The following is a 24741-nucleotide window of genomic DNA, read 5'->3' on the forward strand; positions in this document are numbered from 1 at the left end:
GATGGCCGAGCAGACCCCGACCCCGCCGACCCCGCCGACCCCGCCGGCCCCGCCGGCCGCGAAGGCCCCGCCGCGGCACGACGCCAAGACCATCACGGCCCTGCGCCGGTTCGCGCTCTCGATCACGATCTTCAACATCCTCGGCTACTCGTGGTGGGGGTTCGAGCAGGGGTTCGCCTGGCCCTTCGTGGCACTGGCCACCGGCTACACCGTCGAGATCGTCCTGGAGATCATCGGGGCGCGGACCGAGGGACGCGCGCCGCGGTTCCGCGGCAACGGGTTCAGGGGGCTGGTGGACTTCCTGCTCCCGGCGCACATCACCAGCGTCGCGCTGAACATGCTGACCTACGTCAACGACCAGATCCTGGTGATGATGTTCGGGGTCACCGTGGCGGTGGGGGCCAAGTGGGTGCTGAGGGCGCCGGTGCGCGGACGCCTGCGGCACTTCATGAACCCCTCCAACTTCGGCATCGCCGTGATCCTGATCCTGTTCCCCTGGGCCAGCATCGCCCCGCCGTACCACTTCAGCGAGCACGTCGGGAACCCGGTCGACTGGATCATCCCGCTGGTCATCATCTTCTTCGGCACCATGCTCAACGCCAAGCTGACCAACCGCATGTGGCTGATCGGCGCCTGGGTCGGCGGCTTCGTCGTCCAGGCCGTCGTCCGCGGACTGATCATCGATGACATCTCGATCCTCGGCGGCCTGTCGATGATGACCGGCATCGCCTTCGTCCTGTTCACCAACTACATGATCACCGACCCCGGGACCAGCCCCTCCAAGCCGCTCTCGCAGATCGCCTTCGGCGGCGGCGTGGCCGTGATGTACGGCGTGCTCACCGGCATGAACATCCCCTACGGGATCTTCTTCGCCACCGCCGCCGTCTGCCTGATCCGCGGCGGCTACCTGTGGGCGCTGGACATCTCCCTCAAGACCCGCGCCAAGGAGGCCGAGCAGGTCCAGAAGCAGGCCGCCCAGGCGCTGGCCGGGGTCCAGGGAGAGGCGGCCAAGGCATGACCAGAGTCGCCATCGTGGGCATGGCGTGCCTCTACCCGGACGCGACCTCGCCCAGAGAGCTGTGGGAGAACGCCGTCGCGGGACGGCGGGCCTTCCGCCGCCTGCCCGACGTCCGCATGCGGCTGGAGGACTACTGGGACGCCGACCCGGCCACCCCGGACCGCTTCTACGCGCGCAACGCCGCGGTCATCGAGGGGTACGAGTTCGACCGGCTCTCCCACAAGATCGCCGGCAGCACCTACCGCTCGACCGACCTCACGCACTGGCTGGCCCTCGACGTCGCGGGCCGGGCGCTGACCGACGCCGGGTTCCCCCAGGCGGACGGGCTTCCGCGCGAGCGCACCGCGGCCATCGTGGGCAACACGCTGACCGGGGAGTTCACCCGGGCCAACGTGCTCCGCCTGCGCTGGCCGTACGTGCGCAGGACCGTCGCCGCCGCGCTCAAGGCGGAGGGCTGGGACGACGACCGGCTGGCCACGTTCCTGGCCGACCTGGAGGCCACCTACAAGAGCCCGTTCCCGTCCATCGACGAGGACACCCTGGCCGGGGGCCTGTCGAACACGATCGCCGGGCGCATCTGCAACCACTTCGACCTCAACGGCGGCGGCTACACGGTCGACGGCGCCTGCTCCTCCTCCCTGCTCGCGGTGGCCACGGCCGCCAAGGGCCTGGTGGACGGCGACATCGACGTGGCGCTCGCCGGCGGGGTCGACCTGTCGATCGACCCGTTCGAGATCATCGGCTTCGCGAAGACCGGCGCCCTGGCCAAGGGCGAGTTCAAGCTCTACGACCGCGGTTCCAACGGCTTCTGGCCCGGCGAGGGCTGCGGCATGGTCGTGCTGATGCGCGAGGAGGACGCCGTCAGGTCCGGGCGGCGGATCTACGCCACCGTCGCCAGCTGGGGCATCTCCTCCGACGGCAAGGGCGGGATGACCCGGCCGGAGATCAGCGGCTACCAGCTGGCCATGCGCCGGGCCTACGAGAAGGCGGGCTTCGGCGTCGAGACGGTCCACCTGTTCGAGGGGCACGGCACCGGCACCGCCCTGGGCGACGCCACCGAGCTCAAGGCGCTCTCGGGCGCCCGGGCGACGGCGGATCCGACCGCCGCGCCCGCCGCGGTCACCTCGATCAAGGGGATGATCGGGCACACCAAGGCGGCGGCCGGGGTGGCCGGCCTGATCAAGGCCGCGATGGCAGTCCACGAGCAGGTGCTCCCGCCCACCGTCGGCTGCGTCGACCCGCACCCGGTGCTGGCGGAGGAGGGGGCCTCGCTGCGCGTGCTGCGCAAGGCCGAGCCCTGGCCCTCCGGCGCGCCGGTCCGGGCCGCGGTCACCGCCATGGGCTTCGGCGGGATCAACACCCACGTGGTGCTGGAGAACCCCAACCCGCGCCGGCGGGCCCAGTTCAGCACCCGCACCAAGGCGCTGGCCGCCTCCCTGCAGGACGCCGAGGTCCTGCTGATGGACGGGGCCTCGCCGGACGCCCTGCGCGAGCGGGTGCGGGAGCTGGCGGACTTCGTGCCGCAGGTCTCCTACGCCCAGCTCGCCGACCTGGGCGCCGCGCTCCAGCGGGAGCTGCGGGGCCTGCCGTACCGGGCGGCCGTCGTGGTCACCTCGCCGGAGGACGCCGAGAAGCAGCTGCGGACCGTGCTGGACGCGCTCGAGGCGGGGGAGACCCGCCTGGTGCGGGCCGACGGGCGCGCCTTCCTCGGCCACGCCGACCGGGAGGGGAAGATCGGCTTCCTCTTCCCCGGCCAGGGATCCGGCCGGGGCACCAGCGGCGGTGCCCTGCGCAGGCGGTTCGCCGAGGTGGAGGAGATCTACCTGAAGGCGGACCTCCCCGTCAGCGGCGACATGGTGTCCACCGCCGTCGCCCAGCCGCGCATCGTCACCGGATCGATGGCCGGTCTGCGGGCGCTGGACCTCCTGGGCGTCGAGGCCGAGGTCGCTCTGGGCCACAGCCTGGGCGAGCTGTCGGCGCTGCACTGGGCCGAGGCGATGGACGAGGAGACCCTGCTGCGCGTGGCCGGCGTGCGGGGCCGGGCGATGACCGAGCACAGCGAGCCCGGCACCATGGCGGGACTCAGCGCGGCCCCCGGCCCGGTGCTGAGGCTGATCGGCGAGCTGCCCGTCGTGATCGCCGGTTACAACGGGCCCGAGCAGACCGTGATCGCGGGCCCGGTCGACGCGATCGAGGCGGCGGGCGCGCGGGCCGCCGAGGCCGGGATCCGTTTCACGCGGCTGTCGGTGTCGCACGCCTTCCACTCGCCCCTGGTGGCGCCGGCGACCAAGGTCCTCGGCGAGCACCTGGAGACCGAGAGCTTCGACCGGATCTCCCGGAACGTCGTCTCCACCGTCACCGGGGAGACGCTGGCCCCGGACACCGACATCCCCGCGCTGCTCCGGCGCCAGATCACCGATCCGGTGCTGTTCACCCAGGCCGTGGAGCGCGCGGCCGCGCAGGTCGACCTGTTCGTCGAGGTCGGTCCCGGGTCCGTGCTCGGCCGCCTGGCCGCGGGGGTGAGCGACGTGCCCGCCGTGTCCCTGGACACGGACTCGGAGTCGATCGCCGCGCTCCTGCGCGTGGTGGCCGCGGCGTACGTGGCCGGGGTCCCCGTGGCCCACGAGGAGCTGTTCCACGGCCGGCTCATCCGCCCGCTGGAGATCGGCGCCGAGTTCCGGTTCTTCGCCAGCCCGGCCGAGCAGGCCCCGCAGGTCCAGGTCCACGGCGAGGTCGTCCGTACGGCGCAGCCGCAGGCCGCGCCCGAGGGGACCGAGGCCGTCGAGGCCGGGGAGTCCACCGTGGACCTGCTGCGCCGCCTGGCCGCCCAGCGGGCGGAGCTGCCGCTGGAGATGGTGCACGAGGACAGCAGGCCCCTGGACGAGCTGCACCTGAGCTCGGTCACCGTGATGCACATCATCGACCAGGCCGCCCAGATCCTCGGCATCCCGGCGACGCACGTCCCGACCAACGTGGCCACCGCGAACCTGCGCGAGCTGGCCGACGCCCTGGACGAGATCACGCAGACCTCCGGCGGAGGCGGATCGGCCGCCGCCTCACTGGTCGCCGGCGCCGCGGCCTGGGCCAGGCCGTTCGTCGTCGATCTCGACGAGGTCCCGCTGTCCCCCGCCGTGGCGCCCAAGGCCAGGGGGGAGTGGCGGGCCTACGGGGCCTCCGCGCTCGCCGAGTCGCTGCGCGAGGCGCTGGAGCAGGAGAAGGTCGGATCCGGCGTGCTGGTCTGCCTTCCCGAGAACTGCGCGGAGGAGCACCTGGAGCAGGCCCTCCTGGCCGCCCAGGAGGCCGTCGCCGCTCCCGAGGACACCAGGTTCGTGCTCGTCCAGCACGGCCGGGGCGCCGCCGGACTGGCCAAGACGCTTCACCTGGAGGCCCCGCACCTGCGCGTGACCATCGTGCACGTGCCGGCGGTCCCCGAGGCGGTCGGCTGGGTGGTCGCGGAGGTGGCGGCGACCGGCGGTTACGCCGAGGTCCACTACGACGCCGACGGGGTGCGGCGGGTCCCGACCCTGCGCGCGATGCCCGTACGGCCCGCGGAGACCGCGGCGGCGCTGACCCCCGGCGACGTCCTGCTGGTGACGGGCGGCGGCAAGGGGATCACCGCCGAGTGCGCCATCGCCGTGGCCGGCGACAGCGGCGCCAAGCTGGCCGTCCTGGGCCGCTCCGATCCGGCCGACGACTCCGAGCTGGCCGGGAACCTGCGGCGGATGGCGGACTCGGGTCTGACGGTCCACTACGCCCGCGCCGACATCACCGATCCGGCCCAGGTGCAGCGGGCGGTGGCCGAGGCCGAGGCGGCCCTCGGGCCCGTCACCGCGGTTCTGCACGGCGCGGGACGCAACGAGCCGGCCGGCCTGGCGAGCCTCGACATGGCCGCGTTCCGGCGCACCTTCGCCCCCAAGGTCGACGGGCTGCGCAACGTGCTGGCGGCGGTGGAGCCGGGCGGGCTGCGCCTGCTGGTCACCTTCGGAAGCATCATCGGCCGCGCCGGGCTGCACGGTGAGGCGCACTACGCCACGGCCAACGAGTGGCTGGCCGACCTCACCGCCGAGGTCGGCCGGGAGCACCCGCAGTGCCGCGCCATCTGCATGGAGTGGTCGGTCTGGTCCGAGGTGGGCATGGGTGAGCGGCTGTCGGTGGTGGACGGCCTGGTCCGCAAGGGCATCACCCCCATCACGCCGGAGCAGGGCGTGGAGATCATGCGACGGCTGGTCGCCGATCCCGCCACTCCGCCGGTCGTGGTGATCAGCGGCCGCACCGAGGGCGTCAACACCGTCCGCTACGACCTGCCCGACCTGCCGCTGCTGCGGTTCGTCGACAAGCCGCTGATCCGCTACCACGGGGTCGAGCTGGTCTGCGAGGCCGAGATGAGCGGCGGCACGGACCTCTACCTCGCCGATCACCTGCTGGACGGCAACTACCTGTTCCCCGCGGTCTTCGGCATGGAGGCCATGGTGCAGGTCGGCGCCGCCGTCACGGGGCGCGAGGACCTTCCCGTCATCGAGAAGGCGGAATTCTCCCGGCCCATCGTCGTGCCGGGCAACGACAGCGGGCGGATCAGGATCGCCGCCGTCGTCACGGACGACGACACCGTGCAGGTGGCGATCCGCAGCTCGGAGACGGGCTTCGAGGTCGACCACTTCCGCGCCCGGCTGCGCTACACCGGCCAGGCCGTGCCGGACGGGCCGCCGGAGCAGGTGCCCGCCGGGCTGCCGCCGGTCCCGCTGGACCCGGCCGCGGAGATGTACGGAGAGGTCCTGTTCCAGGGGCCGCGCTTCCACCGCCTGCGCCGCTACCACCGGGCCGCGGCCCGGCACGTGGACGCGGTCGTCTCGGTGCGGGAGGCGGCGGACTGGTTCGCCGCGTTCCTGCCCGGCCGGCTCCTGCTGGCGGATCCGGGCATGCGCGACGCGCTGATGCACGGCAACCAGGTGTGCGTCCCCGACGCCACCCTGCTGCCCACCGGCATCGACAGGATCCATCCCGGCGGGGCCGCGCTGGCCGCCGAGGAGGAGCTGCGCTTCACCGCGACGGAGCGGGAGCGCGTGGGCGACTCCTACGTCTACGACATCGCCGTGCGCACCGCCTCGGGCGAGGTCGTCGAGCGCTGGGAGGGCCTGCGGCTCCAGGCGGTCAGGAAGAAGGACGGCCGCGGCCCCTGGGTGGTCCCGCTGCTCGGGCCGTACCTGGAGCGGACGATCGAGGACCTGACCGGCCGCCGGGCGGCGATCGCCGTGGAGCCGGGCGTCCCGGAGGGCGAGGCGGACAGCCTGGAGCTGGCCGGCCTGGTCGCCGGCCGGGCCCTCGGCCGGCCCGACGGCCTGCGGAGCGACGACGGCTGGACGATCGCCGCGACCTACGGCGCGGACCTGATGCTGGGCATCGCGGCCGAGTTCACCGTCGGCGGGGCGGCGGACTGGGTGGTCGAGGACTCCGCCGAGCGGTGGAGCGAGCTGCTGGGCGGTGCGGCCGAACTCGCCGGGAAGGTCGCCGCGGCGCGAGGGGAGAGCCTGGACGACGCCGGATCGCGCGTGCGCACGGCCCTGGCCGCCGTGGAGCACGCCGGCCTGCGGACCGATGAGCCCCTGACCCTCACCGGCGACGGCAAGGGTCCCTGGACGGTGTTCGCCTGCGGTCAGGCCCGCATCGCGACGCTGGTCACCTCCGTGTGGAACGTCCCCGATCCCGTCGTCATCGCGATCCTCGTCGAAGGGCGGTCATGAATCATGAGCAAGTACTTCGAGTACACGCACACCGTGGGATTCGAAGAGACCAACATCGTCGGCAACGTCTACTACGTCAACTACCTGCGCTGGCAGGGACGTTGCCGTGAGATGTTCCTGAAGGAGCGGGCGCCGGAGGTGCTCGCCGACCTGCAGGACGACCTGAAGCTGTTCACGCTGAAGGTCGACTGCGAGTTCTTCGCCGAGATCACGGCTTTCGACGAGCTCTCCATCAGGATGCGGCTGGTCGACCTGGCCCAGACCCAGGTGGAGTTCAGCTTCGACTACGTGCGAGTCAACCGGGACGGGAGCGAGACGCTCGTCGCGCGCGGCCGCCAGCGGGTCGCCTGCATGCGGGGCCCGAACACCCGCACGGTGCCGGCGAGGGTTCCCGACGCGCTGGCCTCGGCGCTCGAACCGTACATGGCCTAGGAGGTCATCGTGACAGTCGACCAATCCACCCCGATCGGAGACATCTCCAACGCTAGATCACTGCGGCGGGCCTTCAGCGCCTTCGCCACGGGCGTCACCGTCGTGACCACCGGCGCCCCGCCGCACGCGATGACCGCCAACTCGTTCACGTCCGTGTCGCTCGACCCCCCGCTGGTGCTCATCTGCGTCGACCGGGGAGCGGTCATGCACCAGTGCCTCACCATGACGCCGCACTTCGGCGTCTCGGTCCTGGCCTCCCACCAGGAGGCCATGGCCAGGCACTTCGCCGACCGCTGGCGCACCCTGGGCGCGGCGCAGTTCGACGGCGTCGACTGGCGGCCGGGCGAGACCACCGGCGTGCCGCTCATGGAGGAGGCCCTGGCGCACTTCGAGTGCGAGCTGTGGCGCTCCTACGACGGCGGCGACCACACGGTCTTCATCGGAAGAGTGCTGTCCATGAACCAGTGGGCCGACCGGGAGCCGCTGCTGGTCTTCCGGGGCGGGTTCCAGAAGGTCTGCTCGAACTGGGACGAGGTCCCCGGATGAGCAGGCGGACCCCGCCCGGCCCTCCGCTCACGGCCGGCCCCGCGCTGTTCCGGCAGCTCGTGGCCGACCGGCTCGGCATGCTGACCACCGCGAACGCCCGGTACGGCGACGCGGTCAAACTGACCATCGGCCCCAAGTCGCTCTACTACTTCAACCATCCCGACCACGCCAAGCACGTCCTGGCGGACAACAGCGGCAACTACCACAAGGGTCTCGGCCTGGCCGAGGCCAGGCAGGCCATCGGCGACGGGCTGCTGACCAGCGAGGGCGAGCTCTGGCGCAGGCAGCGCAAGACGGTCCAGCCCGTCTTCCAGAACCGGCGCCTGGCCCGGCAGGCGGACGCCATCGGCCTGGAGGCGGCCAAACTGGTGGACCGGCTGCGGGCGCACGGGCCCGGCGAGCCCGTCGACATGGCCGAGGAGATGACCGGTCTCACCCTGGGCGTGCTCGGGCGGACCGTGCTCGACGCCGACCTGGACGCCTTCACCTCGATCGGGCATTCCTTCGAGGCGCTGCAGGACCAGGCGATGTTCGACATGGTGTCGCTGAACAAGGTGCCGGCCTGGCTGCCGCTGCCCAAGCGGGTGCGCTTCCGCCGCGCGCTGAAGGATCTGCACCGCGTGGCCGACAGCCTCGTCGCCCAGCGGCTCTCCGGCTACGACGGCGACGGCGACGACGCGGTCTCCCGGATCATCGCCGCCAGCCGCGAGGACGGCCTGGGGCGGATCCGCGAGGAACTGGTCACGCTGCTGCTGGCCGGGCACGAGACCACGGCGAGCACGCTGTCCTGGGCCTTCCACCTCATCGACGGGCATCCGCGGGTCCGCGAGCGGCTGCACGCCGAGGCCGTCACGGTGCTGGGCGACCGGCTCCCGGTCTACGAGGACCTGCATCAGCTCAGGTACACCGCGATGGTGGTGGAGGAGGTCATGCGGCTCTACCCGCCGGTCTGGGCGCTTCCCCGCCGGGCGCTGGCCGACGACGAGGTCGGCGGGTACCACGTCCCCGCCGGCGCGGACGTCATGATCAGTCCTTACACCCTGCACCGGCACCCCCGCTTCTGGGAGGAGCCCGACCGGTTCGTCCCCGAGCGGTTCGATCCCGGCGCCCCGGCGAACCGGCCGCGGTACGCCTACATCCCGTTCGGCGCCGGCCCGCGCTTCTGCGTCGGGAACCACCTCGGGATGATGGAGGCCGTCTTCGTCATCGCCATGGTCTCCCGCGACCTGCGGCTGACCGCGGTGCCGGGGCGCCGGGCCGTCCCGGAGCCGATGTTGTCACTGCGCATCCGCGGCGGGTTGCCGATGACGGTGAGCGCGGTGGAATCCGCGGCCGCGGGCCGTTCGAGGGAGGTGGCCGCCGTTCTGTGAATCACACGGGTCACACGACCGCCCGGACTCCGGTCCGGGCGGTCGTTTATGTTCCCGTGAATTCATCGGAATTCGTTTCCCGATGGTTCTCTCATTACGGCGGCGGCTTTCCAGAAAATTCGCGCGCTTGCATGCCGCGTATTGCGGACCGCACACCCCGTGTGCTTCACTTCATGTGCTGAACAGTTCGCGCAGCGCCAGCAGCGCCGGCGGGTGCAGCGGGGTCATCGGCCGCAGTTGCACGTCCATCCGCCGCGTCATCGAATGCGGCGGGACGGATATCGGACCTCCGAATCCGACGTACAGTGACCTGTCGCCGCCGGGAGGGTGATCGAGGGCGTCTTCCCGTCCGGCCTCGACGGACTGCGTCATCAGGTACCAATTCCCCGGGGGGATGTCGGCCAGTTCGAACGAGCCGGGGCCGTCGATCACCGTGTAGCGGACGGGGCGGCCTTCGAGGAGCCTGCCGGGGAACAGGCCGGCGAACACGGGCCTCTCTATCGGAGAGGAGATCTCGCCGGTGATCCGTGCCGAGGAGACGCCCTCCAGGTCGTGCCGGTGGCCGATCAGCGACCAGGGGACCGCGCTCTGCAGCTGGCGGTATTTGATCGGGGAGACGCCCACGCTGTGGGTGAACCGCGTGCTGAAGGTTCCCACGCTGGAGTAGCCGATCTGGTGACTGATCTCGGTTACGGCGAAGCGGGTCGTCACGAGCAGCCGCTTGGCCTCCTGGATGCGCAGCGCCGACAGGAACCGGCCGGGCGACAGTCCCGTCACCCGCTGGAAGATGCGGGAGAAGTGGAACTTGCTGAACATCGCCGTACGTGCGAGATCGTCTACGGTAAGTGGTTCTCCGAGTTCCGCCTGCATGGCGAGAATGGCTCGCAGAACGGATCTCTCATTCTCCATTTCCCCTCCCCGAGAATGGATGCGGAATCCCCGGCGATGGCGATCAAGAAGGGCTTGACTTATCCACTGGGAAGGTAGCACCGGGAGGGGTGGGAAATGGATGCTTATCTTGCGATTCTCGGGTGGCTGTCCCAAAGATGCGGGAGAGGGCTAGGGGTGTTAGGGGTCACCCGGCCGAGAGGGTTTCTGAATGGTTCAGGACAGTGTGCAGTAATTCTTTCAGGTAAAGCAAGCGGCGAGATGCGGGCGCTTCACCGGCGGATGGACGATGGGGCCGGACCGAGCTGGACCTGACATGAGGAATGCGTATGCGGTCGCCTGCCCCGGACGAATATCAGATCAGGACGACGACTCTCGAAGCGTTCGCCGACACGATCCTCCCGGGGGAGAAGCGATCCCCCGACGACCGGGCCGTCGCCGGGGTCTCCCCCGGTGGAGGCGCGGTGGCGGCGGGCGCCGTCGAACTCCTCGAATGGGACGCCACCGGCGTCTCCGAGGGTCTGGACGACTTCGCCCGCCTGCTGAACGAACACGCCCGCGCCTACGCGGCGGAGAAGGGCCTGTCCCCGGAGGGGCCGGCCTTCGTGACGCTGTCCTTCGCCGAGCGCACCGATCTGGTGCGGCGGCTGACCGCGCCCGGTCATCCGGAGAAGGCCATGTGGATCAGCCTGGCGCTTTTCTGCTACATGGCCTACGACTCGGGCGCCCACCTGGACACCGCCGAAGCGCTCGCAGCGGGCCACCCCGGCCTCACCGCGATGGGCATCACCAGACCGGACGCGGACGGGCTGTGGCGGTTCCGGAAGTTCTCCTACGGCAGAGCGCTGGCTGTCCCGCACCCGAACACGACGCCTTCAGGGAGCCCCGCATGAGCCACGAACGCACCGACGTCCTGGTCGTAGGGAGCGGATTCGGCGGTGCGATCACCGCCTACCACCTGGCCGCGGGCGGCGCCAAGGTCGTGATCCTCGAACGCGGCCCCTGGCTGACCACCACCGACTTCGAGCACAACTTCAAGCTCGGCTCGTCGTACACGCGCGCCTTCGATTTCGTCGTGGGCGACGGCATGAGCATCCTGGGCGGCAACTGCGTGGGCGGCGGCAGCGTGGTCTACTTCGCGGCCATGCCGCGCGCGCCGCGCTTCGTCTTCGAGCGCCGCGGCAGCATCGGCAGGCGGATGTGGCCGGCCGCCATCAGCCGCGACTCCCTCGACCCCTGGTACGACCGGGTCGCGGAGTCGATCTCCATCACGCAGCAGGGCTGGGAGGACGTCTCCTACGCCGGCGGGCTGTGGGCGGCGGCCTGCGACCACGCGGGCCGTACGGCGAACCCCGTCCCGGCGGCCATCGACACCGGCTCCTGCACCAACTGCAACTGGATGATGGCGGGCTGCCGGTTCGACGCCAAGCAGTCGCTGCTGGTGAACTACCTGCCGGCCGCGCTGGCGCACGGCGCCCAGATCAGGCCGCTGCACGAGGTGCAGTCCATCGCGCGGGCGGACGACGGCTACTACAGGGTCGACTACAGCCACGTCGACGAGGAGGACTACCGGGTCGTCACGGGCGGCGGGACGATCGAGGCGAAGATCGTCGTACTGGCCGCGGGAGCCGGCGCCACCCCCGTCATCCTCCAGCGCAGCGCCGGGACGCTGGGCGACATGCCCCACGCCGTGGGCCGCTACTTCTCCGGCAACGGCGAGCGGCTCAACACCGCCGTCTTCAACGAGGACCGGGTGCGCGAGGTGCTCGGCCTCAGCCGCGACGACGGCCTGGCGTACGCCGCCAACCAGATCGGCAAGGGCCCGACCGTGGCGAACTGGGACCGGCTGGACGGCTCCCTGCCGGAATACACCCGGTTCTCGCTGGAGCAGCTCTACTTCCCGCCGGGCCTGGGCACCATCCTGGCGCAGGTGGCGGACGAGGAGGGACTGACCTGGTTCGGCCCGCGCAAGAAGGAGATGCTCAAGGACTGGCAGTCGTGGCTGATCATCTTCCAGATGACCGAGGACGACAACGAGGGCGTCTTCGGCCCGCCGCCGGCGCGCGGCAACGCCGACAGGATCTCCCAGCAGATGCTGGGCCTCGGCCGGCTGCGCTACCAGCCGACCGAGAACACCTGGCGCGGATGGAACCTCGCCGACGCCGAGGTGAAGGACATCCTGGAGCGTGACGGCCTGGCCACGGTGACGCCGTGGACCAACGACCTGATCGGCGCCTACACCGTGCATCCGCTGGCCTCGTGCCGCATCGGGGACGACCCCGCGACCTCCGCCCTCGACGACCGGCACGAGCTGCGGGGCCACCCGGGGATCTTCGTCACCGACGGCTCGGCCGTGCCGGCGGGCCTGACCGTCAACCCGGCCATGACCATCGCCGCGCTGGCCGAGCGCGCCGTGCCGGGAATCGTGGAGGCGGCCCGGGCCCGCGGGATCGACGTCAAATACGGGGCTCCCGCGCCGGACGGAGGCACCGGCGGCCGGCGCGGCGTGGCCGACCTCCTGCCCACCCTCACGCGGAGCTAGGGGACGCGTCGATGGGAGTGATGCTCGCGCGGGCCTCGCTGCCCGGTGTGCTGGCGCAGATCCGGCACGTCGCCCCGGTACGGCCGAGCGCCGCGCCGGAGCCGGTGACACGCGTGTACGCCCAGCTCGAACACGATTTCGGGATGCTGGCGCCGCCCGTGATCCTGCACGCGCCCGCTCCCGAGCTGCTCGCCGCGTGCTGGATCATGCTGCGCGAGTCGCTGCTCGCGGAGGGCACGGTGGGCAGGGCGGCCAAGGAGATGGCCGCCGCGGCGGTGTCGCTCGGCAACCGCTGCCCGTACTGCGTCGACGTGCACGGGGCCATGCTGCGCAGCATGACCGGCGGGAGGTACACGGCCGGGGAGCTGGAGACCGTCCCCGACCCCGACATGCGCCGGATCGCCGCCTGGGCGCGGTCGTGGCAGCCGCGGGAGATCTCGTGGCGCCCGCACGCGGAGCTGGTCGCGGTCGCGACCACGTTCCACTACCTCAACCGCATGGTCAACGTGTTCCTGGCCGACTCCCCGATACCGCCCCAGGTGCCCGGCTCCCTGCAGCGCGTCCTGATGAGGCTGTTCGGGACGGTCATGAGTTCGGCGACCGGCCGGCCCGGAGCGCCGGGCGCGTCGCTGAGCCTGCTGCCGGGCGCCGAACTGCCCGCCGACCTCTCCTGGGCGCGAGAGGAACCCATCCTCGCCCAGGCGTTCAGCCGGGCCGCCGCGGCCGTCGAGACGGCCGGGAGCCTCTCGGTGCCCAGAACCGTCCGGGAGCTCGTCACCGCGCACCTGGCCGGCTGGGACGGCGCGCCCGTCGGGCTCAGCCGGTCCTGGGTGACGGACGCGGTGCGGCTCCTCGCTCCCGTGCACCGTCCGGCCGGGCGGCTGGCCCTGCTGACGGCGATGGCGGCCTACCAGGTCGACGACCAGGTCATCGAGGAGTTCCGGCAGGGGCGGCCGGGCGACCGGGCCCTGATCGAGCTCACTTCATGGGCGGCCTTCGCCGCGGCGCGGAGGGCGGCCGTCCCCGCGCTCTCACCAATCCCCAGCAAGAGGAGGACATCATGACCGCCCTGGACGAGGTTCTGCGCGACCTGGCCGTGGAAGGCGACGTGCTGGACCGGCTGGTCGCCGGGCTCAGCCCGGAGCAATGGAAGGCGCCCACGCCGGCCCCGGGGTGGACGATCGCGGACCAGATCGCGCACCTGACCTTCATCTTCGCCCTGGCGAAGACGGCGGCCTCGGACGCCGAGGCCTTCCAGGCCCTGGTGGCCGGCGCCAAGGACGACTTCGACGGCGCCGTCAACGCCGCGCTCAAGCTCTACGAGAACGACACTCCGGAGGTGCTGCTGGGCAAGTGGCGGGCCGAGCGGGAGGCGGTCGTCGAGGCGCTGGCCGCCGTGCCCGAGGGCCAGACCGTGCCGTGGCTGGTGAACCCGCTGCCGCCGGTGATCCTCGCCTGCGCCGGCATCATGGAGCAGTTCGCGCACGGCCAGGACATCGCCGACGCCCTGGGCGTCCGGCTCGAGCGGACGGACAGGATCAAGCACCTGGTGCTCTTCGCCGTCCTGACCCGCGACTTCGGCTACCTGTCGCGCGGGCTGACGCCGCCGGCCACCGAGTTCCGCTTCGAGATCACCGCTCCCTCCGGCGAGGTGCTGGCCTTCGGGCCGGAGGACTCGCCCCAGCGGGTGACCGGTCCCGCCGAGGACTTCTGCCTGCTGGTGACGAGGCGGCGCCACCGCGACGACCTGGCCGTCGCGGCGTCCGGCGAGGAAGCGGAGCACTGGCTGTCCATCGCCCAGGCGTACCGCGGCCCGGCCGGGGCCGGGCGGACCCCCGGCCAGTTCGCCCCGGTCCCCGCCTGACCCGGTCCCCGCCTGACCCGGTCCCCACCTGACCCCGTCCCTCCTGAACCCCTTCCCCTTGTCCCCTTGACCCCGCCCCCTGATCCCGTCCCCGTCCGATCCGGATTCTCCGCGAGGCCCCCGGTGGAAACCACCGGGGGCCCCGCGCGTTTTCCCGGCGTTTCCGTCCGTGGCAGGAAGCTGATGCGGGGCTACAGCTTGCTGATTCCGATTCCCCTGGAGGCCGCGGACCGAAGACAACATCATTGGTCCGTGAGAGCAGACCCGTGAACCGGGAAACGCGGTCGGAAAACGGCGGAAGGAATGCAATGACGACGGTCGCCACTCTTGAGGTCTCATCGGCTTTTCCCGATGCGCCGGCTTTTCCCGGCGCATCGGCTTTCTCCGATGCGCCGGCCTTTCCGGACGCGACCGCCCTCCGCGCCGTCACGGTCATCGGCAGCGGCGTCATCGGGACCTCGATAGCGCTCGCCATGCGGCGGGCCGGAGCCGAGGTGACCTTGATCGACAAGGATCCCGACGCCCTGGCCACGGCGGAGCGGATGGGAGCCGGGACCGGGTTCACCCCGGACACGCCGCCGGCCGACGTGGTGGTCGTCGCGACCCCGCCGTCCTCGGTGGTCCCGGTGCTGCGCGAGGCCCAGGAACGCGGTCTCGGCGCGGTGTACACCGACGTGGCCAGCACGAAGGGGCTGATCGTGGCGGAGGCCGCGCGCGCCGGCTGCGACTTCGCCACCTACGTGCCCGGACACCCCATGGCCGGGCGCGAGCTGCCCGGCCCGGCGGCGGCCTGCGCCGAGATGTTCGCCGGCCGCCCGTGGGTGCTGTGCCCGCGGCCCGAGACGCCGTGGGAGGCCGTCCGGCCGGTCGTCGAGCTCGTCGAGACCTGCCGGGCGAGGGTGAACCTGCTCCCCCCGGGCAGGCACGACCGGGCCGTCGCGGCCGTGTCGCACGTGCCGCACCTGGTGTCCGCGGCGCTGGCGGCCCGGCTCGCGGACGCGGACGAGACGGAGCTCTCCCTGGCGGGCAAGGGACTGCGGGACACGACGCGGATCGCCGCCGGCCTGCCGGAACTGTGGTGCGACATCCTGGAGCACAACGCGGAACCGGTCGCCGCGGTGCTGGACGAGGTGGTCCGGGATCTGGCCGCCGCCGCCGCGGCGCTGCGGGGCGCCCGCGGCGCCGACACCCTGAAGGACCTCCTGGTCAGGGGCAACAGGGGCCGCCGGCGGATGACGGGAGCCTTTCCCGCGGCCGAGAGCGCTTTTTGAAAGAAGACACCGCGCGGACGGCGGCCGGAAAATGTTGTAGCTGTCGGCGTTCCGTCCCCGCCGCAGTGCGACTTCCAGTTCAGAAACAACCCTGCAGGTCTGACCGGGCTCTGGAGGCCGGGAAGGCGCACCGAGAGGAAAGGAAGAGAAAACCATGCCGCAGTTCGCAATGATCATCTTCGCCCCCACCCCCGGTGACTGGGAGAGCGCTCCGGCGGATGAGATGGAGGCGCTCGAGGCCTACGCGGCCAAGGTCGACGAGATCGGCGTCAAGACCGTCACCGGCTACGCCCTGCACCCCAGCACCCAGGGCAAGTCCGTCTCCCGGGACGGCGGCGTCAAGGACGGCGCCTTCGTGGACGCCCCCTACGTCATCGGCGGCTTCGCCGTCCTGGAGGCGAACGACCTCGACCACGCCATGGAGGTGGCCAAGCAGAACCCGGCCACCTGGCGCGGTGGTGTGGAGATCAGGCCCCTCATGGGCGAGTGAGGCGGCGGCCTGCGCAACCGTCACGCGGTCGCGCAGGCCACCTGTTGTGGACGCCATCTGGCTCCGGCGAGATGGCGTCCTTTCCGTGTTCCGGATCACCCGGACGACGCGGTCACCGGCACCGCGGCCTCGGCCGGCTCCGCCGTACGCGCCCGCCGCGGCCTGCTGAAGCGCATCATGGGCTTCTCGACCAGCGTGTACATCAGCCACGCCACGGCCAGCGAGGCGAGGAAGAGGATCGCCAGGACGCCGAGCGCGGCCGGGGTGTCCCAGCTCCCGCCGCCCAGCAGCGTGTGCCCGTAGTTCAGGACGAGCAGGTGGCACATGTAGAAGGCGAAGGAGATCTCACCGAGCCAGACCATGGGACGGCCGGCCAGCCAGGTGCGCCTGCCCGCGATGTCGGCCTGGGCCCCGGTGGCGATGAGCAGGCCCAGCGGCACGACCATGGCCGCCACCTGCGGGTAGGTCAGCGGGAGGTACGGCGCCACGAAGAAGACGACGACGGTCACCAGCGTCCAGCTGCCCAGGTTCAGCGGGACCTTCCTGCCGGTCATGACGATCCGGGCCAGGATCATGCCGAAGACGAACTCCAGCAGGCGGACGGGCGGGAACTTGGAGGTGAACCAGAACTCCAGGTACGGAGAGCGGGTCAGCGGATCCCACGGCCCGTCGGGGAAGATCAGCGCCGCCGCCGGCGGGACGGCGAAGATCACCCCCACCACGACGCCCGCCCAGAGCCAGAGCCGCTCCGGCCGGATGCGGCCGACGGCGAGCCAGAGCAGGGGGAACAGCAGGTAGAAGAACGCCTCGTTGGACAGCGACCACGAGACGGAGTTGAAGCTGGTCCAGATCTCCATCTGCGGGAAGAACGAGTGCACCAGCAGCGCGTTGAGGATGCCCGTGGTGAGGTCGAGGGGCATCTGGAAGACTCCGCCGAACAGGACGATCGCGGCGACGAGAGTCAGCAGGTGGTTCGGGTAGATCTTGAAGAAGCGCCGCCGCCAGAACGACCGGGCGCCCGCCCCGGGGCGCATCGACCAGGCCAGCACGAATCCGCTGAGAATGAAGAAGAAGCTGACGCCCACGAAGCCGGACTGCCACATGAGCATGGCGGTCCCGCCGGGGGCGGGGAACATCTGCAGCGATTTCTCGGCGAATACCGGGGTCAGCAGCGCGTGGATGGCGAACACGGAGAACGCGGCGATGAATCGCATCCCGGTGAGGGACGGCAATCGTGTTCTCGCATCTTCGGAGTTGCGGTTCGCGAACTTTGACGGTGGCATCGCTCAGTCCTTTCTGATCTGAGTCCCGTCCGAGTCGGTGTCGCCGCTAGGTTCGCGTTTCCGGACCGGCCGCGCGTATCCCAGTTTGCGGTGTTCCCTCCTTGTCTCCCGCACCGCATTCCCGAAGATGTACGGCCTGCCGGGGGAAAGCACGATGTCCCCTGAGAACAGTCCAGGCGGAGGCTCGCCATGCACGAGAGGACAGTGCCCGAATTGGACAGATGGGACCTAGTGGTCAAGCGCGACGACCTGTCGGCGATCGAGGTTCGTGCCGCGTCCCCCGTCGCGCTGGAGGACGGTGAGGTGCTCCTGACCGTCGAGAAGTTCGGGCTCACCACGAACAACGCCACCTACGCGCGGTTCGGCGAATCGGACATCCCGTTCTTCGACGCGTTCCCCGGCCCCGAGGGATACGGACGGGTCCCGGTCTGGGGCTTCGTCCGCGTCGCCGAGTCCCGGCACCCCGAGATCAGCGTGGGCGCCCGTTACTTCGGCTATGTGCCGATGTCCACGCACCACGTGGTGAAGCCGGCCGTCACGCCGCGCGGCTTCGCCGACACGACCCCCACGCGGCACTTCCTGCACCCGTGGTACTGGACGTTCGAGCTCGCGGCCGAGCCGGACGAGCTGGACGACCGCCGGGCCCTCATCCACCCGGTCTATCCCGCCGCGTACAACCTCGCCGACCTGCTCGTCGCCCAGGAGGCGCAGGGCGCCGTGTCGGCCGTCATCACCAGCGCCTCCAGCAAGGTGGCCATCGGCCTGGTGGAGGAGCTGGCGCACCGCGGCTCCAAGCTGACGACGGCGGGCGTCACGGCCGCCGCCTCCTTCGTCACCGGCCTGGGGCTGTACGACACGGTCACGCCCTACGGCGAGTGGCCCGAGGTCGACGGCCCGATCGTCTTCGTCGACCTCACGGGCGACGCCGGCACCCGGCTCGCCGTCGCGGAGCGGTACGAGAAGGACCTCGCCGCGACCGTGCTGATCGGCTTCACCCACTCCACGGCCGCCGTGCCGCCCCCGGACGGGCTGCGCGGTCCCGCGGCGGAGGTCTTCTTCACTCCGGCCGTCGAGTGGGAGAAGGCGGAGGCGGAAGGGGCGCAGACGTACTACTCCCGCTACGGCGCGTCCGAGCGGCGCTTCCTCGAGAGCACCGCCTCGTGGCTCACCATCAGGAACGGCCAGGGCCCCGAGGCGATCGGAGAGGCCTACCGGGCGCTGCTCACCGGCGCCCAGTCACCGGACGTCAGCTACGTCCTGCACCCGTAGAGGAGACCACAGTGGCACTCGACACGCGCGAGCTCACCGCGCCGGCAGGCCCGCCCTCCGCACGGGTGCAGTGGTGGCGCCGGCCGTGGATCGCCCCGCTCGCCCTGATCGTGGTGGCTTACCTCATCTTCCAGATCCGGCCGTACGTGCCCGAGAGCACGGCGCCGCTCCCCGACCACCAGGGCTTCCCGCTGTACTACCCGCTGCTGGTGGTCCACATGATCGGCGGGACCCTGGCGATGCTCACGGTCATCCTGCAGGTCTGGCCGCGGATCCGGGTCCACCACCCGACCGTCCACCGGATCAGCGGCCGGGTGTACGTGGTCTCCGCCCTGGTCTCCGCGGTGATAGGGCTGATCATCGTCCGGTTCGCGCCGCCGGTCGGCCAGATCGGGGTCGTCTGCGCCACGCTCCTGTGGTTCGCCTTCACCCTGACCGGGTTCGTCTGGGCCCGCAGGCGCGACTGGGAGCGGCACCGCAGGTTCATGCTCTACAGCTTCGCCATCGTGATGAACAACGTGTGGGGCGTGCTGATCGTCAACACCATCTTCGCGTTCGGCATCCAGATCGACTTCAACTATCTCCTGGAAGGAGCCCGCTGGATCGGCTGGGTGGCCAACCTCATGATCGTGCAGTGGTGGCTCTACCGTACGGCGGGCCGTCCGCTGGGGCTCCCCGCCCGGCGTCGTTGACCGGCGACGACCAAGGGGCCGATGGGATCTCCTCCCATCGGCCCCTTGCGTTGTGCTGTGTCCCGTGTCCGGTCGCTTTCCCGGCTCAGCAGTCGATGAGCATGCAGTGGCCGGGCCGCGGGCCGGTGCCGACGCAGGCGACGCCGTAGTGGTCGAGGAGCCGCTGGGCCTCGGCGGCGGCCCGGGTGAAGCGCTCGACCGGGTCGTGGCCGCGCCCCATGACGTCCTCCAGGGCCTCCATCATGGCGTGCTGGACCTGCGCGAAGTGCCCCAGGATCGGGCCGTGCGAGCCGGGGGCCCCGTCGGCCAGCTCCAGCTGCTCGGACACCGCCCGGTGGTAGGGGTGCTCGTCGTACCAGCCCTCCCGCTCCAGCAGCTCGGCGGCGGGGTAGGTCACGGGCGCGGAGCCGTACACCTTGTGCCACTCGGCGGCGTTGCGCGGGCTGTTGAGGTACTGCATGAAGGCGAGGGCGCCGTCCTGCGTGGCCTGGTCGAGCCCGTCGGCCAGCCACATGGCGTCGCCGCCGATCCAGTTCCCGCCGTACGGCAGGTCGCCGTTGTGCGGCGTCGGCCCGATGTGGATCTCGAAGCCGGCCTCCCTGGCCGCCTTGACCATGTAGGGCGCGTCGAAGGAGGAGCTGAACCGGAAGACCACCTGCTGGTCGGCGAAGGCGCGGGCCGAACCCGCCCAGTCCTCGACCTTGCCGGTGTAGAGGTAGTGGCCGTCCCGGAACAGCCGGTACCACCACATGACGTAGGCCATCATCTCCGGGGAGGTGAGATCGACGCTCTTCGCACGGCCGGTGCGGCCGTTGCCGGCGTCGGTGAGGGTCGCCCCCTGCTGGATGAGCGCGTGCTGGAAGAACTTGCCGTCGTTGGCCCAGCTGATGGCGTGCGACGGGCCCGGGTCCAGCTTGGCGATCGCCTGGCACGCGGCCTCGACCGCCTGCCAGGTGCGCGGGACCTCCTCGATTCCCGCGGCGTTGAGCAGCGTGGTGTTGGTGTACATGTGCATGGTCGAGAGGGTCAGCGGCACGGCGCAGAACGAGCCGTCGATCGTGTAGAACTCCCGGCCGGCGGCGACCATGTCGTCGAGGACGACGGGGTGGCCGAGGATCTCCGTGCGGCCGGCGATCGCCTTCTCCACCGAGGTGTAGAGCGGCCTGCCCTCACGGGTGAGCGTGTCCCGGGCCAGCTGCGTCGCGCCGCTGTAGTAGGAGGCCATGGTCGGCGGGCGCCCCTCCAGGGTGGCCGCCGAGATCTCCTCGGCGAGGTTCTGGAAGTAGAAGCTGCCCACGTTGATGCGGTATTCGGGGTGGAGTCTCTCGAATTCCGCCGCACGCTTTTTGATGGGATCCAGGAAGTTGGGGAACGTGTACTCGGAGAAGAGGGCGTCGATTACTATTCTGCCCGCTTGATTCGCCTCGGCCACCGGCGCAATCCTTTCCAGAATGTAATGTCTGGCCAGCCCGGCGGTCGGCCGCCGGGCCTGCGATCACAGAACTGCTCCAACGATCGATAGTCCGTGACGCCCGTCCCGGCGGCATCTCCTCCGTTGCTCGGTTGTCAGCACATCGGAAGGTGCCCGCGATGTCGCCGCGCGCCAGTCTGGTCGCAGACATTGGAGGACGAATCGATATGACCGACGTTCCGGCACTTGTGTCTGCGCGCATCACCCCCGACGACCCGCGATATGAAAGCCTGCTTCGCGGCACGAATCACAGATTCGTGGGAAAGCCCGACTGCGTCCGCGTGGTGACCACCACCGAGCAGGTCGTCGAGGCGGTGAACGAGGCCGTGGCCGAGGGCAGGCGGATCGCTGTGCGCAGCGGCGGGCACGGCCTTGAGAACTTCATCGCCAATCCGGAGGTCAAAGTCCTGCTGGACATCTCTGAGATGACCGGCGTCTACTACGACAGCGAGCGCCGCGCCTTCGCCATCGAGGCCGGCGCGACGCTGGGCCACGTCTACCGGGTCCTGTTCAAGGGCTGGGGGGTGACCGTCCCGGCCGGGATGAGCCCGGAGGTCGGAGTCGGCGGTCATTTCGCCGGCGGTGGTTTCGGTCCCCTGTCGCGCAGTCACGGCGCCGTCGTCGACTACCTCTACGCGGTGGAGGTGGTCGTGGTCGGGGAGGACGGCCGGGCGAAGGCGGTGACGGCCACCCGCGAGCCCGACGACCCGCACCGTGAGCTGTGGTGGGCGCACACCGGCGGGGGCGGCGGCAACTTCGGCGTGGTGACCCGCTACTGGGTGCGCAGCCCCGGCGCGACCTCGGAGGACCCCGCCGAGCTGCTGCCCAGGGCGCCGGCCGCGACGCTCAGCGGTGTGGCGATCTGGTCGTGGGACACGATCGACCAGGCCGGTTTCACCACCATGCTGCGCAACTTCGGCGACTGGTGCGAGAAGAACAGCGACCCCGACTCGCCCGCCCGGCACCTGTTCCCGTGGTTCCACGGGACGCACCGCTCGGTGCCCCCGGGGCTGATGGCGGGCGCCCAGGTCGACGCCGGAGCGCCGGGCGCGGAGGAGCTGATGGCCGGGTTCCTGGACGCCGTCGCGGCCGGGGTCGGCGCCGAGCCCGTGGTCCGCAACCTGCAGACCCAGCCGTGGCTGTACGCCGCGGCCTACCCCGGCTACGGCGATCCCGGCAATCCGGATATGCGCCGCTTCAAGATCAAGGCCGCCTACCTGCGGAAGGGTTACACCGACCGCCAGATCGAGGTGATCCACGGTCACCTCGCCGGCGAGGCCTACAACCCGACCCAGCTGCTGCTCGTCGGGTACGGCGGGCGGGTCAACGCCGTCGCCCCCGACGCCACGGCGACCGCGCAGCGCGACTCGATCCTGAAGGCCGCCCACCTGGGCGCCTGGTCGAGTCCCGACGACGACGAGGCCAACATCGCCCTGATCCGGGAGATGTACCGGGACGTCTACGCCCACAGCGGGGGAGTGCCCGCGCCCGACGAGCACAGCGACGGCTCCTACATCAACTACCCGGACGCCGACCTGGCCGACCCCGCGCTCAACACCTCGGGGATCCCCTGGCACCACCTGTACTACAAGGACAACTACCCGCGCCTGCAACAGGTCAAGCGGCGATACGACCCCCGTGACGAGTTCCGTCACGCGCTTTCCATCAGGCTGCCCGACTAGGTCTTTGGAGACTTCTCATGGACAAATGCCCCTATGTCCTTGATGTGACGGGGAAAGACATTCACGCCGAGGCCCACATGTTGCGGGCCAAGGGTTCCGCCACCCCCGTCGAGCTGCCCGGGGGTGTCACGGCCTGGATGGTGAACGACTACGCCACCGCCCGGAAGATGCTGACCGATCCCCGGATCACCAAGAGCGCCCGCGCCCACTGGCCGGCCTTCCAGAGCGGGGAGGTCCCGCCGGACTGGGAGCTGATCAGCTGGGTGGCGATGGACAACATCTCCACCTCCTGGGGCAAGGATCACCTGCGGCTGCGGAGACTGGTCGGCAAGGCGTTCACGCCCCGCCGCGTGCAGGCGATCAAGCCCCGCATCGTGGAGCTGACCGACCAGCTCATCGACGCGCTGGCGGCCACCGAGCCGGGCGAGGTGGTGGACCTCCGCGAGTCCTTCGCCTACCCGCTCCCGGCCCGCCTGGTGGCCGACCTGATCGGGATGGACGAGACGGCGCTGGCCAAGACGGCCGTGGTCATCGAGCTGATGGTGGACACCACCGCCACCCCCGAGCAGGCCGCCGCGGTCCTGGCGGGCTGGCGCGGCGCGATGGCCGAGTTCATCGAGTCCAAGCGCCGCAACCCCGGCGAGGACATCGCCAGCGACCTGATCGCCGCCCGTGACGAGGACGGCAGCCGCCTGAGCGAGCCGGAGCTCGCCGACACGATCTTCGCCATTCTCGGCGCCGGCACCGAGACCACGATCAACTTCCTCGACAAGGCCACCACCGCGCTGCTGACCCATCCGGAGCAGCGCGAGATGGTCACCAGCGGCCGGGTGTCGTGGAAGGAGGTCCTGGAGGAGACGCTCCGCGCCGAGGCGCCGCTGGCCAGCCTCCCCCTGCGGTTCGCGGCCGACGACATCGAGCTCGACGGGATCACCATCCGCAAGGGCGAGCCCATCCTCATCAACTACACCGGGGTCGGGCGCGACCCGGCCCTGCACCACGACCCCGACGCCTTCGACGTCACCCGCGCCGACAAGGAGCACATCTCCTTCGGGTACGGCCCGCACTACTGCCTCGGGGCGGGCATCGCGCGCCTGATCGGGGAGATCGGCCTGTCCACCCTGTTCGAGCGCTTCCCGGACCTGTCCCTCGCGGTGCCCGCCGAGGAGCTGCAGCCGCTGCCGACCTTCATCATGAACGGCCACCGTTCGCTGCCGGTCCGGCTCACCGTGCCCGCGCTGACGGGAGGCCCGGCATGAAGATCGGCGTAGTGATCGGCGACTTCAGGTGGGCCGGGAGCCCGGTCGAGACTCTGACGAGGATCGCCCACGCCGGCGACGACTTCGACTTCTCACTGATCGGCGTGGGCGACCACCTGTGGCAGGGACCCCACGCCGGCGGCCCGGAGGCCCCCCAGCTGGAGTGCTTCACCGTCCTGTCCTTCCTGGCGGCCCACACCCGGCGGTGCCGGATCGCCCCGGTGGTGGCCGGTGTGCACTTCCGCCCGCCGGGGCTGCTGGCCAAGACCGTGACCACCCTCGACGTGCTGTCCGGCGGCCGGGCCGTGCTGGGCCTGGGCGTCGGGTGGGACGAGGCGGAGGCGGCCGGCCTGGGAATCCCCTTCCCCTCCCTGGCCCGGCGCTTCGAGATGCTGGAGGAGACGCTCCAGATCTGCCGGGGGATGTGGGAGGGCGAGCAGGGCTCCGAACAGCCCTTCTCCGGGCGCCACTACGCGCTGGAGCGGCTGCTCAACCTGCCGCAGAGCCACTCCAGGCCGCGCCCGCCGATCATGATCGGCGGCGGCGGTGACAGGACCCTGCGCCTGGTGGCCCGCTACGCGGACGCCTGCAACCTCTACGCCGGATCCGATGTCCGGGACAGGCTGGACGTGCTGCGCGGCCACTGCGCGGCCGAGGGGCGCGACTACGACGAGATCGAGAAGACCTGCATCCTGCCCTTCGACGTCGCGGACGCGGGCCAGAACGCCGGCGCGCTGGTCGAGGAGCTGCGCAAGCTGGAGGCGGCCGGCATCCAGACGGCCGTCGGGATCGTCTCCGGGCCGGACCCGGCGCGGCAGGTGGAGCTCATCGGCAAGCACGTGGTCCCGGCCGTGGCATGACAGGCGCCGCCCGACCCGGCTCCGGCTCCGGGAAGCCGGTTTCGCATCCTGGAAGATGCGGGGATC

At 71.0% G+C, this 24741-nt stretch carries 19 protein-coding genes; 16 read left to right on the plus strand and 3 right to left on the minus strand.

Going from position 1 to position 24741, the window contains the following annotated elements; all coding sequences use genetic code 11:
• Position 1: 1 nt before the first annotated feature.
• Genes Plo01_RS09385 through Plo01_RS09405 form a run of 5 tightly spaced genes read left to right on the plus strand, consistent with a single transcriptional unit; the run spans position 2 to position 9104 of the window.
• Positions 2–1018, plus strand: coding sequence for an enediyne biosynthesis protein (locus Plo01_RS09385; protein ID WP_239316053.1), 1017 nt, complete (start codon positions 2–4; stop codon positions 1016–1018).
• Positions 1015–6756: a type I polyketide synthase gene (locus Plo01_RS09390; protein WP_203890119.1), complete on the plus strand. Its 5742-nt coding sequence runs from the start codon at positions 1015–1017 to the stop codon at positions 6754–6756. The genes Plo01_RS09385 and Plo01_RS09390 overlap by 4 nt, the downstream gene beginning before the upstream one ends.
• A 3-nt stretch (positions 6757–6759) precedes the next feature.
• Positions 6760–7188, plus strand: coding sequence for an acyl-CoA thioesterase (locus Plo01_RS09395; protein ID WP_203890120.1), 429 nt, complete (start codon positions 6760–6762; stop codon positions 7186–7188).
• 9 nt (positions 7189–7197) lie between these two features.
• A complete protein-coding gene (locus Plo01_RS09400; protein ID WP_203890121.1) occupies positions 7198–7734 on the plus strand; it encodes a flavin reductase family protein in 537 nt (178 codons plus the stop codon).
• Positions 7731–9104, plus strand: a complete 1374-nt coding sequence (locus Plo01_RS09405) for a cytochrome P450 (protein ID WP_203890122.1) — start codon at positions 7731–7733, stop codon at positions 9102–9104. Before Plo01_RS09400 ends, Plo01_RS09405 begins: the two co-directional genes overlap by 4 nt.
• 171 nt (positions 9105–9275) lie before the next feature.
• Here the strand turns inward: Plo01_RS09405 and Plo01_RS09410 are convergent, their stop codons facing one another.
• Positions 9276–10013: a helix-turn-helix domain-containing protein gene (locus tag Plo01_RS09410; protein ID WP_203890123.1), complete on the minus strand. Its 738-nt coding sequence runs from the start codon at positions 10011–10013 to the stop codon at positions 9276–9278.
• A 308-nt stretch (positions 10014–10321) separates the two neighbouring features.
• Here Plo01_RS09410 and Plo01_RS09415 point away from each other — a divergent pair, with 308 nt between their 5' ends.
• From Plo01_RS09415 to Plo01_RS09440, 6 genes are all read left to right on the plus strand, one after another.
• Positions 10322–10885 (plus strand): DUF5987 family protein, encoded by a 564-nt coding sequence (locus tag Plo01_RS09415; protein ID WP_203890124.1) that lies wholly within the window; start codon positions 10322–10324, stop codon positions 10883–10885.
• Positions 10882–12534, plus strand: a complete 1653-nt coding sequence (locus Plo01_RS09420; protein ID WP_203890125.1) for an FAD-dependent oxidoreductase — start codon at positions 10882–10884, stop codon at positions 12532–12534. The genes Plo01_RS09415 and Plo01_RS09420 overlap by 4 nt, the downstream gene beginning before the upstream one ends.
• 11 nt (positions 12535–12545) lie before the next feature.
• Complete coding sequence (locus Plo01_RS09425; protein WP_203890126.1) at positions 12546–13598, plus strand: carboxymuconolactone decarboxylase family protein; 1053 nt, start codon at positions 12546–12548, stop codon at positions 13596–13598.
• Entirely contained in the window at positions 13595–14398 is an 804-nt protein-coding gene (locus tag Plo01_RS09430) for a TIGR03084 family metal-binding protein (RefSeq protein WP_203890127.1), read from the plus strand. The genes Plo01_RS09425 and Plo01_RS09430 overlap by 4 nt, the downstream gene beginning before the upstream one ends.
• Positions 14399–14706: 308 nt before the next feature.
• The gene (locus Plo01_RS09435) at positions 14707–15669 is read left to right on the plus strand and encodes a prephenate dehydrogenase (RefSeq protein WP_203890128.1); all 963 of its coding nucleotides are present in this window, start codon (positions 14707–14709) and stop codon (positions 15667–15669) included.
• Positions 15670–15823: 154 nt separating this feature from the next.
• Positions 15824–16159, plus strand: a complete 336-nt coding sequence (locus tag Plo01_RS09440; RefSeq protein ID WP_203890129.1) for a YciI family protein — start codon at positions 15824–15826, stop codon at positions 16157–16159.
• A 95-nt stretch (positions 16160–16254) separates the two neighbouring features.
• Here the strand turns inward: Plo01_RS09440 and Plo01_RS09445 are convergent, their stop codons facing one another.
• Entirely contained in the window at positions 16255–17373 is a 1119-nt protein-coding gene (locus tag Plo01_RS09445; protein WP_203890130.1) for an acyltransferase family protein, read from the minus strand.
• 282 nt (positions 17374–17655) lie between these two features.
• On the opposite strand from Plo01_RS09445, the gene Plo01_RS09450 reads away from it, so the two are divergent.
• Both Plo01_RS09450 and Plo01_RS09455 read left to right on the plus strand, forming a co-directional pair.
• The gene (locus Plo01_RS09450) at positions 17656–18711 is read left to right on the plus strand and encodes a DUF2855 family protein (protein WP_203890131.1); all 1056 of its coding nucleotides are present in this window, start codon (positions 17656–17658) and stop codon (positions 18709–18711) included.
• Positions 18712–18722: 11 nt separating this feature from the next.
• Positions 18723–19403, plus strand: a complete 681-nt coding sequence (locus Plo01_RS09455; RefSeq protein WP_203890132.1) for a DUF2306 domain-containing protein — start codon at positions 18723–18725, stop codon at positions 19401–19403.
• Between the two features lie 85 nt (positions 19404–19488).
• Here the strand turns inward: Plo01_RS09455 and Plo01_RS09460 are convergent, their stop codons facing one another.
• Positions 19489–20835 (minus strand): extracellular solute-binding protein, encoded by a 1347-nt coding sequence (locus tag Plo01_RS09460; RefSeq protein WP_203890133.1) that lies wholly within the window; start codon positions 20833–20835, stop codon positions 19489–19491.
• Between the two features lie 296 nt (positions 20836–21131).
• Here Plo01_RS09460 and Plo01_RS09465 point away from each other — a divergent pair, with 296 nt between their 5' ends.
• Genes Plo01_RS09465 through Plo01_RS09475 form a run of 3 tightly spaced genes read left to right on the plus strand, consistent with a single transcriptional unit; the run spans position 21132 to position 24675 of the window.
• The gene (locus tag Plo01_RS09465; protein WP_239316056.1) at positions 21132–22556 is read left to right on the plus strand and encodes an FAD-binding oxidoreductase; all 1425 of its coding nucleotides are present in this window, start codon (positions 21132–21134) and stop codon (positions 22554–22556) included.
• A 44-nt stretch (positions 22557–22600) separates the two neighbouring features.
• Positions 22601–23815, plus strand: coding sequence for a cytochrome P450 family protein (locus Plo01_RS09470; RefSeq protein WP_239316057.1), 1215 nt, complete (start codon positions 22601–22603; stop codon positions 23813–23815).
• Entirely contained in the window at positions 23812–24675 is an 864-nt protein-coding gene (locus Plo01_RS09475) for an LLM class F420-dependent oxidoreductase (RefSeq protein ID WP_203890136.1), read from the plus strand. The genes Plo01_RS09470 and Plo01_RS09475 overlap by 4 nt, the downstream gene beginning before the upstream one ends.
• The last annotated feature ends 66 nt before the right edge of the window (positions 24676–24741 follow it).

This window comes from Planobispora longispora, from assembly GCF_016863135.1.
Classification (GTDB): Bacteria; Actinomycetota; Actinomycetes; order Streptosporangiales; family Streptosporangiaceae; genus Planobispora; species Planobispora longispora.

Bases quoted from the DNA above. Each gene is read 5' to 3' on its own strand.
- Plo01_RS09430 (WP_203890127.1), top strand. From the start codon at position 13,595: ATGACCGCCCTGGACGAGGTTCTGCGCGACCTGGCCGTGGAAGGCGAC.
- Plo01_RS09475 (WP_203890136.1), top strand. From the start codon at position 23,812: ATGAAGATCGGCGTAGTGATCGGCGACTTCAGGTGGGCCGGGAGCCCG.
- Plo01_RS09385 (WP_239316053.1), top strand. From the start codon at position 2: ATGGCCGAGCAGACCCCGACCCCGCCGACCCCGCCGACCCCGCCGGCC.
- Plo01_RS09420 (WP_203890125.1), top strand. From the start codon at position 10,882: ATGAGCCACGAACGCACCGACGTCCTGGTCGTAGGGAGCGGATTCGGC.
- Plo01_RS09435 (WP_203890128.1), top strand. From the start codon at position 14,707: ATGACGACGGTCGCCACTCTTGAGGTCTCATCGGCTTTTCCCGATGCG.
- Plo01_RS09445 (WP_203890130.1), bottom strand. From the start codon at position 17,373: ATGCGATTCATCGCCGCGTTCTCCGTGTTCGCCATCCACGCGCTGCTG.
- Plo01_RS09395 (WP_203890120.1), top strand. From the start codon at position 6,760: ATGAGCAAGTACTTCGAGTACACGCACACCGTGGGATTCGAAGAGACC.
- Plo01_RS09405 (WP_203890122.1), top strand. From the start codon at position 7,731: ATGAGCAGGCGGACCCCGCCCGGCCCTCCGCTCACGGCCGGCCCCGCG.
- Plo01_RS09425 (WP_203890126.1), top strand. From the start codon at position 12,546: ATGGGAGTGATGCTCGCGCGGGCCTCGCTGCCCGGTGTGCTGGCGCAG.
- Plo01_RS09415 (WP_203890124.1), top strand. From the start codon at position 10,322: ATGCGGTCGCCTGCCCCGGACGAATATCAGATCAGGACGACGACTCTC.
- Plo01_RS09440 (WP_203890129.1), top strand. From the start codon at position 15,824: ATGCCGCAGTTCGCAATGATCATCTTCGCCCCCACCCCCGGTGACTGG.
- Plo01_RS09410 (WP_203890123.1), bottom strand. From the start codon at position 10,013: ATGGAGAATGAGAGATCCGTTCTGCGAGCCATTCTCGCCATGCAGGCG.
- Plo01_RS09390 (WP_203890119.1), top strand. From the start codon at position 1,015: ATGACCAGAGTCGCCATCGTGGGCATGGCGTGCCTCTACCCGGACGCG.